We start from the raw sequence: 18,146 nt of genomic DNA on the forward strand, positions 1-18,146 counted from the left end.
CCAACGCGGTTAATGACACAAAAACAGTGGCAGAAGACACCGTCGCTACCGGTAACGTATTGGCGAACGACACTGACATTGATTCAACCTTGTCGGTATCAACCTTCACGATTGCAGGGTCAAACACCGTTTACACCGCGGGCAGCACCGTTGTGACACTCACTAACGGCACCTTACAGTTATTGGCGAACGGTAATTACACCTTCACGCCAAATGCCAACTGGAACGGCGATGTACCGGTCATTACCTACACCACCAACACAGGTGCAACGGCGACCTTGACCATTAAGGTCACCCCTGTCGACGATGCGACCAACGCGGTTAATGACACAAAAACAGTGGCAGAAGACACCGTCGCTACCGGTAACGTATTGGCGAACGACACTGACATTGATTCAACCTTGTCGGTATCAACCTTCACGATTGCAGGGTCAAACACCGTGTACACCGCGGGCAGCACCGTTGTGACACTCACTAACGGCACCTTACAGTTATTGGCGAACGGTAATTACACCTTCACGCCAAATGCCAACTGGAACGGCGATGTACCGGTCATTACCTACACCACCAACACAGGTGCAACGGCGACCTTGACCATTAAGGTCACCCCTGTCGACGATGCGACCAACGCGGTTAATGACACAAAAACAGTGGCTGAAGACACCGTCGCTACCGGTAACGTATTGGCGAACGACACTGACATTGATTCAACCTTGTCGGTATCAACCTTCACGATTGCAGGGTCAAACACTGTGTACACCGCGGGCAGCACCGTTGTGACGCTCACTAACGGCACCTTACAGTTATTGGCGAACGGTAATTACACCTTCACGCCAAATGCCAACTGGAACGGCGATGTACCGGTCATTACCTACACCACCAACACAGGTGCAACGGCGACCTTGACCATTAAGGTCACTCCCGTGAACGATGCTCCAGTCATCAACGATTACACAGATACCATTAACGACTCTATTGCTGATGGAACGGTTGTATATAACGTTAATGATGCAAATACGGGGATCGACAAAGATATTGATGGTGATGCACTTACATATTCATTTGTACATTCAAATGGGTCTCAAAGCTTAATCAGCGAAGATGGTGCGTTTGTAATTGACGCTCAAACAGGTGTTATTTCTGTTAATGACACGACAAAAATAGATTATGACAATGGCAGCCAAATTCAATTAACCGTTAGCACAACAGATGGTAGTTTGTCAGATACTGCATTAGTTACTTTCAATTTAAACAACGTTGAAGCCAATGACGATATACCTGGCTCATCGTATAGCGTCACCACGGGCTCAAGTACTGGTTGGGTTATTCCTCAGTCAAATGGCGTGAATAAGATGACAATATCAGCTCGTAATGCTGATGGTTCAATGGGTGTGGTTAATATTGAAAGTAGTTCAGGTAAGCTTGGCGTTGCTGGCTCTCCTCGTCCTTCTGACCAAATTATTGGTCAAATCGAGTATGACTCAGCATCTGATACTTCTGAATCAATCGTTATTGATTTCAATGGATTAGTAAATCAAGCAACCTTTAGTGTTTCGAACATGTTCACCAATGAGAATGATGGCGAACAGGGTATTTGGAAGGCTTACTACAATGGTCAGTTAGTTGCGAGTGAAACCTTTAAGACCCTTTCAGGCGATACTGGGACATTCACTATTAATACTGGTGATATCGTCTTTGATCAATTAGTGTTCGAAGCGACTAAAACCATTAGTGAAACAAATGGCGGTGCGCCATTAAGTGACTCTTCAGATTATTTCTTGACGAGTATTACTGCCGCAGGTCCTGCGATAATGGGCACTTACCTGGTCTCTGAAGATGGGGTGTTGACAATCTCTAATGCTAGCAATGGCTTATTAAATAACGACTCTGATGCACAAGGAAATACCTTTAGCCTTACCGAAATAAATGGCAATGCTGTTACTGATGGCCAAGTCGTTATATTACCTAGTGGCGCACAATTAACTATCTATAGTGATGGTACCTATTCGTATGACACTAATGGTTCATTTGAAGCTCTTACTGCAGGTCAGCTAGCAACAGATACCTTTACCTACACGGTCACAGATCAATACGGTGCAACTGATACAGCTACCGTCACGATTAACATCGTTGGCGAATCTGAATCAGGTACTGTTTATGAGAAATACACGGGTAATCCGGGTAACGATGACATTGATGGAACTGTAAATAACGATATCATTGTCAGCGATCAACAAGGCTTACAAATCGTTGCCGGTGAAAATTACAACATCGCATTTATTTTTGATACGTCAGGTAGTATGTCTGGCGTTATCGCAGAGGCTAAAACACAGCTTGAAGCTGTCTTTAACTCATTGGCCAATAGCGCAACAGGTTCTAACAGCGGTACAGTAAATGTATTGCTAACTAACTTTGCATCTGGCTCAAATTACTCTGTATCAGTAGATATGGATGATCCTAACGCAGTCCAAACATTGCTAACAGAACTTGCGAAAATGAGTGCTACTGGTTCAACTAACTACGAAGCAGGTTTAGAGTCGGCTCTCAACTGGTTTACGAGCAGCACAGTGCTAAATAATGTTGGAAATAATATTTCTTACTTTATTACAGATGGTTCGCCAAATGCACAAACTGTAGACACTAATACTTCAACAGTATTAATGACCTATGATGCTTCGACCAGTAGCTATCTAACCTTAAGCAGTTTATTAAGTACTAATAACTATTCTAAAGGCCAATCCATTAGCATAGATGGTCAAGTTGTTGTCGACGCGAACGGTGCTGTGTATTCACCTTACACAGGCACTAAAATAGGTCAATTAAGCTTTAACAGTAATAACAGTGTTAGGAGCTTTACTGATAATGGATCAAACTCATCAAGCCAAGCCCAAGCACTGCACGCATTTAATTTACTTGCAGCCGTGTCTGAGGTTGAAGCAATCAGCTTAGCAAGTGCAAACGGTAGCACTACGGTTAATGAAGCTAACTTGTCACTATATGATACTGATGGAAATGTGCGTGCCTCTATCGACGTATCAACATTATCAAGTGTCATTATGGGTACTGAGACATTGCAATCTCAAGGTGACGATAATACAACGGGTAATCAAGGTGATGACATCATCTTTGGTGATTTAGTCCGCTTTAGTGGCTCTACCGAACAAGGCTATGTTGCATTACAAAGCTATGTTGCTGATAAAACAGGCCAAAATGCGGCAGATATTGATGTACAAGCTGTGCATGATTACATACGTACTCATGTCAATGAATTCAACATCAACAACTTAAATGACGGTGACGACATTTTAAACGGTGGTGTTGGTAATGACATACTCTTTGGCCAAGGCGGAAATGACACTATCTATGGCGGCGAAGGTAATGATGTACTTATCGGCGGTTTAGGTAATGACACACTCATTGGTGGATTAGGCAGTGACACTTTTGTGTGGTCGAACGGCGATGTCGGAACGGACACAATCACAGACTTTGAAGTAAATAATGATACGCTTCATATCAGTGATTTATTACAAGATGAGCAGAATGGTAATTTAGAAGACTACCTACAATTCTCATTCAGTGACGGCAATACCACTATCTCTATCGATGCTAATAAAGATGGTACCGTGGACCAAGTTATTGTTTTAGATGGTGTTGATCTATCGCAACAATACGGTGCAACAGCCGATGGCGTGATTATCAACGGACTATTAAATGATGGAGCCCTGATTGTCGACACACCAACGGCTAATCCTGCACCATCACCAGGAACCACACCACCTGATCTTTATGATCAATATAGTGGAAATATTATTCCTTAATAACAACACTTTGGATGCGTCGCATAGTAATATGTGACGCATCCATTGTTATTTCTAACAATAATAAATTAAGGATTCTAATTAGGTGTCTATAACTGCGTCTAACACAAACGAGCAGTGGACCATTTCGGCCTCACAACGTGTAACCGTTGATCCACTACTTGATTGCTTAGTATTACTGACAGAACACTTTGGCAGCCCTTGTTCTATTGACTCACTGGCAGCGGGTTTACCCTTGTCAGGCTCAGTTATTTCTCCAGAATTAGTACCACAAGCAGCGGCAAGAGCAGGCTTGTCTGCCAAGCTTTCACGTAAAGATTTAAATCAAATCTCAGACATATTATTGCCATGCATTTTATTATTAAAAGATAAAAAAGCATGCATATTAAGAAAAATTGATTTGGATAACGATAAGGTTATCATCCAATTACCTGAAACCAGCGGTGAAGATAAATTAACAATTGAAGAATTAGAGTCACTATATGTTGGCTATCTTTTTCTAGTTAAACAAGATTATCGCGGCGATAAAAGTTTTGATGTCCATTTGCACGACAACAGTACACACTGGTTAATGCAAAGCATTAAAGACGCAGCTCCGATATACCGAGATGCATTAATAGCGTCAGTTTTGGTTAACTTATTTGCGTTAGTGTCGCCACTGTTCATTATGAACGTCTATGACAAAGTTGTGCCCAATTTAGCATTTGAATCGCTCTGGGTATTAGCAATAGGTGCGAGCATAGCGTATCTGTTCGATTTTATTATGCGCCAACTTCGTAGCTACTTAATTGATGTCGCGGGTAAAAAAGTCGACATCATTGTCTCATCGAAACTATTTGCCAAAGCTATCGGGATCCCACTATCAAAACGCTCTCCAAGTGTTGGCGGTATGGCAAGGCAACTTGGCGAGTTCGACAGCATCAGAGAGTTTTTAACCTCCGCAACAATAACCGCCTTAGTCGACTTACCATTTGCTCTGCTATTTGTGCTGATTATTTATATTATCGCAGGTGATTTAGCGCTCATTCCAGTTTTTGGTAGCATCATTATCATCGCTGTAACCCTCTATTTGCAGCCGAAATTAAAGCAAGCAATTGAAGAGAGCAATCGTTTTTCAAGTTTAAAGCATGGCCACCTAATAGAAAGTCTAAGTGCATTAGAATCAATTAAAGCCAATGGTGCTGAAGGTTTAGTGCAAAAAAGCTGGCAGCAGATGATTGGACATACCGCCAATTGGCAACTAAAAAGTAAAAAACTATCCAATCATGTGGCTCATGTTGCTAACTTTATGGTGCAAATCACAGTCGTGTTAGTCGTCATTTTGGGCGTTTATCGGTTAGCAGACAATGAAATTTCAATGGGCGGTATTATTGCAGCAGTCATGTTATCGAGCAGAGCTATATCACCTATGGCACAACTAGCAGGGCTCATTTCTCGAGGTAACTACACAATAAGCTCTCTACGCCAACTTGACGCCATTATGGAACAAGATGATGAGTTTGAAGACAAAGGCCACCTCGTTAGTAAAGAACGCATAGTGGGTAAAATAGAAGCCGACAATATTAGTTTCAGTTTTCCAGGAAGCGAAAAACCAAGCCTTCACCCGTTGTCTCTTCGCATCAAACCTGGTGAACGCATAGCCATTATCGGTCGTAATGGTTCAGGTAAAAGTACCTTAGCTAAGTTATTAATTGGGTTATATAAACCCACACAAGGTAGCTTGCGCTATGATGGGCTAGATTCTGGACAAATACACCCAAGCGATTTACGACGCAACTTTGGCTACTTGCCTCAAGATGTCACCCTGTTTCATGGCTCAATCCGTGACAATATTCTCTTTGGATCTCGCCAAGTAACAGAACATCAATTAATGAGAGCGATTCAGCTATCTGGTGTCAATATGTTCACCAATTTAGAAGCCGAGGGGTTAGATCAGCAAGTTGGCGAAGGTGGTTTATCATTAAGTCGAGGTCAACGTCAAACTGTGGCATTGGCAAGAGCAACACTCAATGACCCGCCTATTTTATTAATGGACGAACCCACTGCAAGTTTAGATGCCAGAGCAGAAAAGCAATTCATTCGTTCAATGCAACTTGTTAGCCGCGATAGGACCTTATTACTTATCACGCACAAAATGCATTTACTCAATTTAGTGGATCGTATTATCGTTTTAGACAAAGGCCACATTATGGCCGACGGGCCTAAAGACGAAGTACTCGCCAAACTTAACTCCGGCGCAATGGCGGGAGAACAGACCAATGAGTAAACATTTAACTGCAGAAGATTTGGAAATGGTCGATGACGTATATGGAGCCATAATGACAGATGCCCCAACCGGTCATCGACTCATTATATGGTCACTCGCCGCCATGATGTTTTGCTTTATTATCTGGTCTTATTTTTCTGAATTAGACCAGGTCACCACAGGGCAAGGTAAAGTGATACCTTCATCTCAACTGCAAATCATTCAAAGTTTAGATGGCGGCATATTACAAGAAATATACGTACAAGAGGGGTTAATGGTCACTAAAGGTCAGCCGCTTGCACGTATAGATGACACTCGATTTAGATCCGATTTTGGCCAGCAAGAACAAGAAGTCTACGGCTTACAAACTAACATTATCCGTATGCGCGCAGAACTCGACAGCATCGTCATTTCTGACATGTCATCAGACTGGCGTGAACAAGTTAAAATCACAAAGCAAGAGCTGACGTTTCCCGGCACAACAATCGAAGCAGAACCAGAGTTAGTCAAAAGGCAACAACAAGAATACTCTCTACGCCTAGACAACTTAAACAACCAATTAGAGATTTTTGTTAGGCAAATCCAACAGCGCCAACAAGAAATAGAAGAGCTAGCCTCTAAAATTAATACGCTAACAACCAGCTATCAACTTGTCAGTCGCGAACTTGAACTAACACGTCCTTTGGCACGTAAAGGCATTGTACCCGAAGTTGAACTACTCAAACTTGAACGTACAGTTAACGACATACAAGGTGAGCTTCAATCATTACGGTTACTCAGACCAAAAGTCAAAGCCACAATGGATGAGGCCATTTTAAAACGCCGTGACGCTGTTTTTGCATTTACAACTGACCTGCGGGCGCAATTAAACGAGTCACAAACTAAATTATCGCGCATGAACCAGGCACAAATAGGGGCTTTTGATAAAGTCAGCAGAGCGGTAATTACGTCTCCGGTTGTTGGCACTATCAAAAAAATCTACTTTAATACTTTAGGTGGAGTTGTTCAGCCAGGTGAACAAATTATTGAGATTGTGCCATCAGAAGATAAACTACTGATAGAAACAAAAATTACACCCAAAGATATTGCGTTCCTACACCCTGGTTTACCCGCTATAGTTAAAGTAACAGCATACGATTTCACTCGTTATGGCGGGTTAAATGGAACGGTAGAACACATTAGTGCTGACACATCTCAAGATGAAGAAGGCAACAGCTTTTACATTATTAAAGTAAGAACTGAACAATCGAGTTTACTAAAAGACGATGGCACAGAGATGCCAATAATCCCTGGAATGCTCACCTCGGTGGATGTTATCACAGGGAAAAAATCAATACTTGAGTACATTTTAAATCCAATTTTAAGAGCGAAAGACACCGCCCTTAGAGAGCGCTAAGAAAAACCAGGAGGGTTTTAAATGAGCACGACTAATAATCTGCACACAAAGATAAGCGCAGTAGCACTTGCTTTGTCAGTGTTGATTGCGCCAGCCGCCTCAAGTCAATCACTTGAGCAGGCTGTTGCACATACACTAGACACCAATCCAGATTTACGGATTGCCTTTAACCGTTTTAAAGCTCGTGAAGAACAGGTTAACCAGGCGACTGCAGGCTTTCTGCCTACGGTGGATGTCTCAGCCGGTTACGGTTGGGAACAAACCGACACCCCTTCAACTCGCCGCAAAGCAGGCCAGGGTGATGTTGATGGCGATGGCGTAATAGACTTAAATCGCGGCGAAGCAGGCTTTAGCATCAAGCAAATGTTATTTGACGGTTTTTATACCAGCAGCGAAGTAGATCGCTATTCGTATGAAGCAACGGCAGATCAATGGGCTTTATTTGCTGCTGCTGAAGACATGGCGCTCGAAGTGACTAAAGTGTACCTAGACTACATCCGTAGCCAGCAAGTCTTAACGCTTTCAGAAAAAAACCTCGAAAGCCACAAAGCTATTTTTGAGCAAATCAAAGAACGCACAGACTCAGGATTAGGCTCAATTGCTGATTTATCGCAAATCACGGGGCGTTTAGCTCGTGCGAACGCAAATGTAGTGTCAGCAAAAAATAACCTAGAAGATGCAAAAGCGGCATTTATTCGAATCGTCGAATCAGAACCAGAAAACCTAGTTCTGCCCGTACCCGATGCAGACATGCTTCCAGAAGATTTAAACAAAGGGCTCATGCTCGCAAAAACCAATCACCCAATCCTCAAGTCAGCTGAAGGTGATATTAACGCAGCTAAAAACGAGCGTAATTCTGCCAAGGCAAATTACTTTCCACAGCTAAGTTTAGAGCTTAACGGCAACTGGAATAATGACGTTGATGGCGAAGACGGTTACAGCGCGCTAAGCAGTCAAAACGTCAATGGCCACAGCAATGACTTAGTGGCCATGGTACGGGTTAAATACAACTTATTTTCAGGCGGCAAGGATTTAGCACGCGACAGAGAAACAGCGTACAAAATTAATGAAGCCAAAGAAATTCAACAACGTGCTTATCGTCAAGTTGTTGAAGGGATGTCTTTAGCCTGGAATGCCTTCGACATGCTAGCACCACAAAAGCAATATATTCGTGAGCACGTGATTGCAGCCAAACAAACACAAGTTGCCTATGTTCAACAGTTCAATTTAGGTCAACGCTCTCTTCTTGATTTACTCGACACTGAAAACGAGTTATTTGAGGCTCGTAAAGATTACCTTCAAACCGAGTATGACGAAATTGCAGCTCGTTATAGAGTGCTAAATGCCTCCGGCAGCCTACTTGACTCATTAAGAGTGACTCGCCCAGATGAATGGCGCGGTGAACGCACTTATGAGGGAGGAGTTCAATAATGAAATATTTAATGATTCTACTCGCTATGTTGGCCGCTACGGGCTGTTCAATGAACGATATTGTCGAACTCGAAAAACCAACAGAACAAAAATTTGACCTAACCGATATGGACAAGGACGGCGTTATCACTGCTCGTGAAAATTGCGCAGGCACCATATTAGGTGCAGAGGTTGATAATTATGGCTGTGGTCAAGTTAACGATATTAATGACAGACAAGATCTCAAAATTTTATTTGAAAATAATTCTGATGTCATTGAGCCACAGTATTACGACCAAATAGAAAAAGTCGCAAAAATAATGAGAAAACACCCAGAGACTAAAGCCATTATTGAAGGTCACACTAGTCTTAGAGGCAGTTACGAACTCAATTTAGCCTTGTCTCAAAAGCGTGCAAAAGCCGTTATTGATGTACTAGAAAAAACATTCGATATTAGCGCTCAGAGAATGTCTGCAGTTGGGTATAGTTTCGATAAGCCCATTGATACTAGCGGTACACCCGAAGCTGAAATGCGTAATAGACGCGTCATCGCAACAGTAACTGGTGAAGATACAATGTCAAAGATGAGATGGACTATCTATACTGTTGACGATATGGATGAATAATCGTTAAACAGGATATGGGTCATTGAGTCGTAAAGACAGGCATGTCAACGCAGCGTATTACAAAAGGGTCTGTCACAGCATTATAGTGACATCGGCCCTTTTAGTTTCATGCTTATTTGCTGCTCCAACTCAAGAGCTAAACCAACAGCAGGTTGTTTCAGCATTAACAAAACGTTACGGCGACAGGGCCGCACTAAGAGCTAATGCCTGGTTTAAGATTCTTAAAGAAGCGCAGCAACTCAGTGATATAGAAAAATTAAAGAAAGTGAATCATTTCTTTAATTTATTTAGGTTTATTGATGATAAAACTCTGTGGGGAGACTCAAACTATTGGGCGTCACCCATGGAATTTATTGGGGTTAACGGCGGTGATTGCGAAGACTTTTCAATTGCAAAATACTTCACCCTACTCCAACTAGGCGTACCGGAAGATAAGTTGCGAATCACCATGGTAAAAGCAACAACCCTAAACCAATATCACATGGTACTTGCCTATTACGAACAACCTAACTCAATACCGTTAGTGCTAGATAATTTAGATAAAGCCATTAAACCTGCCACCCAAAGAAGAGATCTTCTTCCTGTATACAGTTTTAATGGTAAACAGTTATGGTTAAACAAAGAGAAAGGTCGAGGTGTATTAGCTGGCTCATCATCACGCCTTGAAAAATGGACGGACCTTAAACTTAGATTAGGTGTAGACCGCTTACGCCAACCCAAACTCAACATGGAGTAGTAGCAACATGACACTGTTCAGGCAGATCTATGCGTTACTTTTTGCACTTTTTTTACTAACAATTGCAAGTGTGGCCTACGTACAGTTTTCAGAAACCCAAGGTTTTTTAACGAAACAAATGGAGTCTGATCTTAATAATGCCAGTAATTCATTAGGTTTAATGCTAACCCCAGTGCTTGAAGCTGGAGATACAGCTGGCGCCGAAACCTTGGTCAATGTTATTTTTGAAGGGGGCTACTACCAACAAATCAAACTGACCTGGTTAGTGGACGGTAAACAACAGGTTTGGAATAACGCGGTAAAAGTCAATAACGTGCCCCAATGGTTTATCGACCTTGGCCTATTTAAAAGCATCAACAAGCAAACAACAATTACCTCTGGCTGGCTGCAAATTGCCACGTTAGAAATAACTGCCCACCCTGGGTTTGGTTACCAAGAGCTGTGGCGTATTATCAGTGACATAATCATTCTATTTTCAATTTTATTCTTAATCGCCATCGCATTTGCACGCGTCGGCTTAAGCTGGATTTTAAAACCGCTCAATACCCTTTCGGTTCATGCACAAAAAATTGCCGAACGCCAATTTGGCCCAGATATGCAGCCACCGAAAACAAAAGAACTAAAAGAGCTCGTTAACGCATTTAATAGTATGTCTGCACAATTAAAGCAGGTATTCAATTCACTCGATGAAGAAGTATCAGCACTACGCAAAAAAAATCTGGTCGATCAAGTCTCTGGATTACCTAATAGGCAATATATGGTCAGTCGTATTAACGGCTGGCTGAGCGAGCCAAACACTGGTGCACTTTTTTTAGTCAAAATGGATTGGCTAGAAGACATACACAGTAAATTTGGTTTTCAGGTAAGGGATGAAACCATCCGTATCCTGTCAGAAAAATTACAATACCACCAAGACGAAATTGCACACTCAGTCATTGCGAGAATAGCCGCTTATGAGTTTGCATTTTTAGTAGAAGATAGCGAGCACGACCAATTAACTAAGTACTTACAAAGCCTTATTCGTACAATAAACAAAGAAATAACCAAAGCCGGCTGCAAACCTAATGAACAATTTAATATTGGTGTTGCTGAGCGCTTAGGTCAAATGACAGTATCAGATATGATGGCACAAGCAGACAACGCGTTGCAGCAATCAATTAAAGAAGCCAAAGTATTCCACTGGTTTGAAAATAGTCAAAAGCAATTGTTTACACGTGAAGAGTGGCGCACCAACCTAGGGTATGCCATTCAACATAAAAAATTCCAGTTCCGCTGGCAACCAATCCAATTAAGCGCCAAAAACGAAGTATGTCAACGTGAACTATATTGCCAATTACAAATAGCAGACACAACACTTCATGCTGGCCAATTCATGCCTTATATTGAGCTGCTGTCACTAGGCACCCTATTGGATAGATGCCTCATCGAAACCGTCAATGAGCACAGATTACTTGAGCGCAACTACGAAAGAGTCGCAATAAATTTAACCAATCAAAGTATTAGCGATAATGATTTTCATATGTGGCTTAAGCAATTTTTAAGGGCAAACAAATACCCTGAGCGGATTTGCTTCGAAATCCCAGAAGCCAGTGTATACAGTGATTTAGAGTCGTGTGAGAACTTATGTAAGGTTATTCGCGATTGCGGAGCACACTTTGGTATAGATCACTTTGGACGTCAATTTGGTTCAATGGCTTACTTACAAAGCCTAAGACCACACTACGTCAAACTAGACCAATCGTTTGCTTACATTGATGAAAATCAACATAATAGTGAGCTATGCCGAGCCCTAATTAACGTTGCCAAAGGCTTAGATATTCAAGTTATCGTGACTGGCATTCAAGACGATCAACAGCTCAGTCGCTTTACCGAGCTTAGAGTCGATGCCTACCAAGGCTTTATCTCGCCGCCGGTCAATGTAAAGCTATAACGACTTAGCGACATACCCAATAAAAACCACTCTACGGAGTGGTTTTTTATTGGGGAACAATACTCTTATTGATGACTGATAAACATAGCAGAGTCATCAGACATACATATAAAGAAGCGTAACTCATATCAAAAATGAAAACAAAAAGTACCAAATAATGAAAACAAAAAAGCCACTCATTTGAGTGGCTTTTTTGTTAGATTGGTCGGTGATAGAGGATTCGAACCTCTGACCCTCTGCTCCCAAAGCAGATGCGCTACCGGGCTGCGCTAATCACCGAAATATACTTTAAACTGTGCAGTAAACCAATTAATCAAGTTAACCTGTTCACTTAAATGTGGTCGGTGATAGAGGATTCGAACCTCTGACCCTCTCGTCCCAAACGAGATGCGCTACCGGGCTGCGCTAATCACCGAAAATAAAAATTTTGATTGAATGGGGTGACTGATGGGGCTCGAACCCACGACAACCGGAATCACAATCCGGGACTCTACCAACTGAGCTACAATCACCACTGACTTTCAATCTACTAACCAATACAACATAACCACTGCTTACGGAATGGTGCGCCCAGAAGGATTCGAACCTTCGGCCTTACCCTCCGGAGGGGTACGCTCTATCCAGCTGAGCTATGGGCGCTCGCCTTGGTTAGCGACGCATATAGTAGGGATAAATTACCCTCACGTCTAGCACTGATTTACTTTTTTTAACTGACTGATTAACTTTTGACTCATTTTAGAAAGTAAAATGTGCAATCAGGATAGTTATTAACTTTATACTTACAATAAATTCGCTTGGATCACATTTATATTTATGGTAATTATAATGATTGTTCAAAAATATTTGTGCACATTATTAATAGGATAACGCCAGCTCGGGATATGGATACCAATTTAAGTCACCCAACAACATCTCCACGAGTAGAGCACCTACAAAAAAGGATTGCTCGGTTAAAGCGTTTGGCTAAAAAATATAAACGTTCCGAGATCATTCAAAATGCGCTGTTGGGCATATCTAATATTGCCACCCAGGTAACCTCATTAGATGATTTTTATCAACGAGTACATTTACACCTGCAACAACTTATACCCGCTGAAAATTTCTTTATTGCATCACGCAATCTTAAAACGGGATTAACCAGCTTACCTTTTTTTGCAGACCAACAAGATTCTCACCCAACAGAGTTATACCCAGATCAAGAAATTTCATCTTTATTAAATAGTGGTTTAACCGGATACGTTCTGAGAAAAGGTGAACCGTTATTATGTGACGATAAAAAATTTAATGAGCTCATCGCCAGTGGCGACATTAAAAGTTTAGGCTCACCCAGCCATCAATGGCTTGGAGTGCCAATTAAAAACCAAGATGTAGTCAGTGGTGTATTAGTGGTTCAAAGCTATAACGAAGCCAACACCTATGGCGAGCTTGAACTCGAGTTAATGGGCTTTATTTGTCACCATATTTCTGGGGTTATGGAGCGACTTGAGCATCATGAGCAACTAGAACAAGCTATCACAGAGCGCACAAAAGAACTTAGCCAAGCTTATGATAAAGTTAAAATTGAAGTTCAAGAACGTGTTAAAGCCGAAAAACTACAAAAAGCGTTATTCGAAATTGCCGATTTATCTGCTTCAAATGTATTACAACAAGATTTCTACAAGCGCATTCACGCAATTCTCAGTCAGTTAATTCCAGCGCAAAATTGTTTTATTTCATTAATAGACGACCACAACATGTTGTCTTTCCCATTTTATGTATCTCAAATGGCGGCAGAATATCCAGCATCGCGACCAATGCAAGATGGCTTAACCGAATATATATTACGCCATAAGCTACCACGGTTATTATCAGCAAATGACATTGCCCAAATGGTGGTTAATGGTGATATATATTCAAAATCACCAGAGTTAAACAAAACTCAACGTATGTATCAATGGATAGGTATTCCGCTGCTGATTAATGGCGACATTGCCGGGGCATTAACTATTTACAGCCTTAATGATGAGCACATTTATCAACTAAAAGATTTAGAGCTGCTCACTTTTGTATCGCAGCATATTGCCAACGCGATTGAACGTAAACAAGCGGTTGAGACACTCAAAAACAGCCACGAATTATTAGAAGACAAAGTCATTGAACGGACTCGTGCGCTCGCTGAACTGAACAACAGCTTGCAACAAGAAATACAACAACGTCGAAAAATTGAAGATCAACTGGTTCATGACGCACAACACGATGGCCTAACCGGATTGCCTAATCGTAGCTACTTAATGGAACGATTATCACAAGCATTAAAGCATCTTCGCCGCCATGGATTAGACCAATTTGCTTTATTATTTATCGATTTAGATCGCTTTAAACTCATAAACGACTCATTTGGTCATTTAGAAGGAGACCGTTTCTTAATAGAAACTGCTCAGCGGCTAAAATCATGTGTGCGCGACAATGACACACTGGCTAGAATGGGCGGCGATGAATTTGTTATTTTGCTTGACTCTATAAGTTCCACTCAAGATGCTGTCGACGTCAGCGAGCGCATATTACAAGCCATATCTAAACCCTACCAACTCGCTAAACAAGAGTTTATTTCAGGTGCCAGCATCGGTATTGCTTTTAGTGGCCGCAATAAGCTAGTGACGAGTGAGTCAATACTGCGTGACGCAGACGCAGCGATGTATCAGGCAAAAGCTAACGGCAAAGGTTGCTATGTTATTTTTGATGATCACCTCAGTGCTCAATCAAAACAACAACATGAACTTGAAGTCGACTTTAAACAGGCCCTTGAACAACAACAATTTGATATTGATTATGTAGAAGTAGTTGATTTTACTACAGGCGAAATCATTGCAATTGAACCCAACATTGAATGGCGACATCCGTTACACGGTAAAATAGAACACGCTAAAATGAAGCGCTTAGCGGAGCAATATCAACTTACTCTCAATTTAGATGGGTATATATTTTCTCACCTAAGCCAGAAATATCATTTACTTAAACAGCAATATCACCAAGATGTTATTTTGCACTTATCCATTAGCAGCCAACACATTAAAAATAAGTTTGTGCTACGCAATTTAAAAAACTCGATCAAAGCCAGCAATATTGAACCTAATAAGTTAATGTTGTTTTTTAATGAAAAAGCCCTGGTACAAGACACTGAAAACCACATCAATGGTTTCGATATTATCACCCAGTTAGGCGTTCACATCGGCATTGATGGTTATGGAAAGGGGTACAGCTCATTAAGTTGTCTCAGCTTTTTACCCATCACGGCACTAAAACTCGATACTGATATCAGTAAACACTTACTCAATGATAAACAGCTGCAACTGGTTAAAGCCTATCAACTGACGGCACAAACCCTTAATTTTGAAATATACGCCACAACAGTAGACACCCAACAACAGGTAAGACAATTTATCGATCTCGGATACACTCTTGGCCAGGGGCGTGCTATCAGCAAGTTATTTAACGAAAAAAAAAAGCCAACTAAATCCTGCGCCTAAATAATAATATTAGGCCTACTTTTTAAACATATCACGCAAGTTAGCAATATGACTTCTACCCGTTTCAACACGTTGCTGCTCAGTTTGTATCGGTTTTCGGTTTTCCCAAATTAAATCATCTTGGGGTAACTCAAGTAAAAAACGGCTTGGCTCGCAGCGCATAGTTTCACCAAATTGGCGACGTTCACGGCAAATCACAAACCACAACTCACGCTGTGCGCGGGTAATGCCAACATAAGCTAAACGCCTCTCTTCATCGACATTATCTTCATCAATACTCGATTGATGCGGCAAAATACGTTCTTCTACGCCAACCATAAACACAAACGGAAACTCCAGCCCTTTAGAAGCATGCAAGGTCATTAACTGTACCTGATCGCCGCCCTCATCTTCGCTATTGCGCTCCATCATGTCACGCAGGGTTAAACGCGTCACCACTTCAGGCAATGTCATGGCTTCGTCAAGTTCATCGCCTTCAAGCATTTCAGTCACCCAGCGATACAGCTCAGAGATATTCTTCATGCGCATTTCAGCGGCTTTTGCACTGGTACTGGTTTCGTATAAATAGTCTTCGTAATTAATTTTACGAATAAGCTGCTTAATGGCTTCTACTGGCTCCCCTCGCGTGGCAAGCTCGCCCGTATCGACAATAAACTGCCCAAATTGATAAAGCGAATTCACCGCAGCAGGTGCTAAATGATGATTCAGCTCGACATCAAAAATAGCCTCAAACAATGAAATATGCTTTTGATTGGCAAAATTGCCTAATCGCTCCAAAGTGGCAGGGCCAATACCACGTTTAGGTAAATTAACCACACGTAAAAATGCGTTATCGTCATCTGGATTCACCACCAAACGCAGATAAGCCATAATGTCTTTGATTTCTGCGCGCGCAAAAAATGATGTTCCACCACTTAACTTATAGGGTATACGGTTCGTCATTAGGGCGCGTTCTAATAAGCGCGACTGATGATTCCCCCGATACAAAATGGCGTAGTCGCCAAATTGAGTCCGGCCAACAAACTTGTGACGAATAATTTCAGCCACCACCCTTTCAGCCTCTTGCTCTTCGTTAGCAGCAATTAATACTCTAAGCGGCTCACCATAAGCGAGTTCACTAAATAATGCCTTGTCGTAAACATGAGGGTTGTTAGCAATTAAAATGTTTGCCGCGCGCAAAATACGTTGGCTAGAACGGTAATTCTGCTCAAGCTTAATCAGTTTTAATTTAGGAAAGTCTTTACCTAATAACACTAAGTTTTGTGGCTTAGCACCACGCCAGGAATAAATTGACTGATCGTCATCACCCACCACGGTAAATCTGGCACGCTCTCCAACTATCAATTTCACTAATTCATACTGGCTGGTGTTGGTATCTTGATATTCGTCCACCAGCAAATATTGAATGCGTGTTTGCCAACGGGTGCGCACTTCTTCGTTCATTCGCAGCAATAAGGTTGGGATTAAAATCAGGTCATCAAAATCAAGCGCGTTGTAGGCTTTCATGTGCTGCGCATAACGCTGGTACAACATGGCAAACAATTGCCCCTGCTCATCTTTTGCCAAGCTGCGCGCCTGCTGCGGTATAACCAGGCCACCTTTCCAATTTGAAATCGCCGAGGCCAGCGCTTTAATAAGGTCTTTGTCTTCGTCTAACTCATCTTGAGTCAGCTCTTTTAATAACGCAAAGGTGTCTTGGTCATCAAATAATGAAAAACCTGCTTTAAGGCCAAGCACTTTATGCTCACGCTTAATAATTTCTAACCCTAGAGTATGGAAAGTCGAAATCCACAACCCTCGCGCTTCTTTACGCCCCATAGACTGCGCCACACGCTCTTTCATTTCACGCGCAGCTTTATTGGTAAAGGTTACTGCGGCAATGTTACGCGCTTTATAGCCACATTTTTCGACCAGGTAAGCAATTTTATTAATGATTACACGTGTTTTACCGCTGCCTGCGCCCGCAAGCACTAAGCAGGGACCCGAGACATAATGTACGGCTTCATTTTGCCCTGGATTGAGTTTCATTAATATCGACACCTTACTAAATCTAAACGAAGGCGGATCATAGCAGAATCGCTAATACACAGTTAAGAAAATCACACTTTGGTTTTGGAAAAACGTTCACCTCGGTTACAATTACCTTAATATATCAGTAGGGGATCATAATGATTAATCCAAAGAAAATAGAAGAGCTCGCAAAACAACTCAGCGACAATTTACCAAGCGGTGTAAAGCAATTTGCAGGTGAGTTTGAAGAGCGTAGCCGGCAGGTATTACAAAACCAACTGATGAAACTTGACGTGGTATCGCGCGAAGAATTTGAAGTACAGCAACATGTGTTGCTTAAAACCCGTGAAAAGCTCGAAGCATTACAAGCGCAAGTTAACGAAATTGAAAAAAAGCTCGCTGAATAATCATGTCCAACAAACCATTATTCAACAAAAATGACGCTCAGTAGCGTCATTTTTTATGAACA

Annotated in this window: 10 protein-coding genes and 4 tRNA genes; 9 read left to right on the top strand and 5 right to left on the bottom strand. The window is 41.8% G+C overall.

Annotated features, from left to right (window positions below; all coding sequences use genetic code 11):
• The 7 genes from IEW93_RS00005 to IEW93_RS00035 all read left to right on the top strand — a co-directional run.
• A partial coding sequence (locus IEW93_RS00005; RefSeq protein ID WP_188735600.1) for a beta strand repeat-containing protein occupies positions 1–3,818 on the top strand: 3,818 nt, incomplete at its 5' end.
• A gap of 85 nt (positions 3,819–3,903) precedes the next feature.
• Positions 3,904–6,084 (top strand): type I secretion system permease/ATPase, encoded by a 2,181-nt coding sequence (locus IEW93_RS00010; RefSeq protein ID WP_188735602.1) that lies wholly within the window; start codon positions 3,904–3,906, stop codon positions 6,082–6,084.
• Complete coding sequence (locus IEW93_RS00015; RefSeq protein WP_188735605.1) at positions 6,077–7,459, top strand: HlyD family type I secretion periplasmic adaptor subunit; 1,383 nt, start codon at positions 6,077–6,079, stop codon at positions 7,457–7,459. The genes IEW93_RS00010 and IEW93_RS00015 overlap by 8 nt, the downstream gene beginning before the upstream one ends.
• A 21-nt stretch (positions 7,460–7,480) precedes the next feature.
• Positions 7,481–8,890, top strand: a complete 1,410-nt coding sequence (locus IEW93_RS00020; RefSeq protein ID WP_188735607.1) for a TolC family outer membrane protein — start codon at positions 7,481–7,483, stop codon at positions 8,888–8,890.
• A complete protein-coding gene (locus tag IEW93_RS00025) occupies positions 8,890–9,495 on the top strand; it encodes an OmpA family protein (protein WP_188735609.1) in 606 nt (201 codons plus the stop codon). Before IEW93_RS00020 ends, IEW93_RS00025 begins: the two co-directional genes overlap by 1 nt.
• An 85-nt stretch (positions 9,496–9,580) precedes the next feature.
• Complete coding sequence (locus IEW93_RS00030; protein WP_188735610.1) at positions 9,581–10,231, top strand: transglutaminase-like cysteine peptidase; 651 nt, start codon at positions 9,581–9,583, stop codon at positions 10,229–10,231.
• 7 nt (positions 10,232–10,238) lie between these two features.
• Positions 10,239–12,161 carry a bifunctional diguanylate cyclase/phosphodiesterase gene (locus IEW93_RS00035; protein WP_188735612.1) on the top strand — a complete coding sequence of 641 codons (1,923 nt, stop codon included), beginning with the start codon at positions 10,239–10,241 and terminating at the stop codon, positions 12,159–12,161.
• Between the two features lie 202 nt (positions 12,162–12,363).
• Here the strand turns inward: IEW93_RS00035 and IEW93_RS00040 are convergent.
• The 4 genes from IEW93_RS00040 to IEW93_RS00055 all read right to left on the bottom strand — a co-directional run bounded on the left by IEW93_RS00040 (position 12,364) and on the right by IEW93_RS00055 (position 12,800).
• Positions 12,364–12,440, bottom strand: a tRNA-Pro gene (locus tag IEW93_RS00040).
• 59 nt (positions 12,441–12,499) lie between these two features.
• Positions 12,500–12,576, bottom strand: a tRNA-Pro gene (locus IEW93_RS00045).
• Between the two features lie 21 nt (positions 12,577–12,597).
• Positions 12,598–12,673, bottom strand: a tRNA-His gene (locus tag IEW93_RS00050).
• Between the two features lie 50 nt (positions 12,674–12,723).
• Positions 12,724–12,800: transfer RNA gene (locus IEW93_RS00055), tRNA-Arg, on the bottom strand.
• Between the two features lie 242 nt (positions 12,801–13,042).
• Between IEW93_RS00055 and IEW93_RS00060 the strand changes: the two genes are divergently transcribed.
• Positions 13,043–15,667: a sensor domain-containing diguanylate cyclase gene (locus IEW93_RS00060; RefSeq protein ID WP_188735622.1), complete on the top strand. Its 2,625-nt coding sequence runs from the start codon at positions 13,043–13,045 to the stop codon at positions 15,665–15,667.
• A gap of 15 nt (positions 15,668–15,682) precedes the next feature.
• Here the strand turns inward: IEW93_RS00060 and rep are convergent, their stop codons facing one another.
• Positions 15,683–17,695: a DNA helicase Rep gene (gene rep, locus IEW93_RS00065; protein ID WP_188735624.1), complete on the bottom strand. Its 2,013-nt coding sequence runs from the start codon at positions 17,693–17,695 to the stop codon at positions 15,683–15,685.
• A gap of 140 nt (positions 17,696–17,835) precedes the next feature.
• On the opposite strand from rep, the gene ubiK reads away from it, so the two are divergent.
• Positions 17,836–18,084, top strand: a complete 249-nt coding sequence (gene ubiK / locus IEW93_RS00070) for a ubiquinone biosynthesis accessory factor UbiK (RefSeq protein ID WP_188735625.1) — start codon at positions 17,836–17,838, stop codon at positions 18,082–18,084.
• The last annotated feature ends 62 nt before the right edge of the window (positions 18,085–18,146 follow it).

The sequence above is a fragment of the Shewanella inventionis genome, from assembly GCF_014641855.1.
GTDB lineage: Bacteria > Pseudomonadota > Gammaproteobacteria > Enterobacterales > Shewanellaceae > Shewanella > Shewanella inventionis.

Coding starts and splice junctions, on each gene's coding strand:
- IEW93_RS00015 (WP_188735605.1), top strand. CDS start 6,077: ATGAGTAAACATTTAACTGCAGAAGATTTGGAAATGGTCGATGACGTA.
- IEW93_RS00020 (WP_188735607.1), top strand. CDS start 7,481: ATGAGCACGACTAATAATCTGCACACAAAGATAAGCGCAGTAGCACTT.
- IEW93_RS00025 (WP_188735609.1), top strand. CDS start 8,890: ATGAAATATTTAATGATTCTACTCGCTATGTTGGCCGCTACGGGCTGT.
- IEW93_RS00035 (WP_188735612.1), top strand. CDS start 10,239: ATGACACTGTTCAGGCAGATCTATGCGTTACTTTTTGCACTTTTTTTA.
- IEW93_RS00060 (WP_188735622.1), top strand. CDS start 13,043: ATGGATACCAATTTAAGTCACCCAACAACATCTCCACGAGTAGAGCAC.
- rep (WP_188735624.1), bottom strand. CDS start 17,695: ATGAAACTCAATCCAGGGCAAAATGAAGCCGTACATTATGTCTCGGGT.
- ubiK (WP_188735625.1), top strand. CDS start 17,836: ATGATTAATCCAAAGAAAATAGAAGAGCTCGCAAAACAACTCAGCGAC.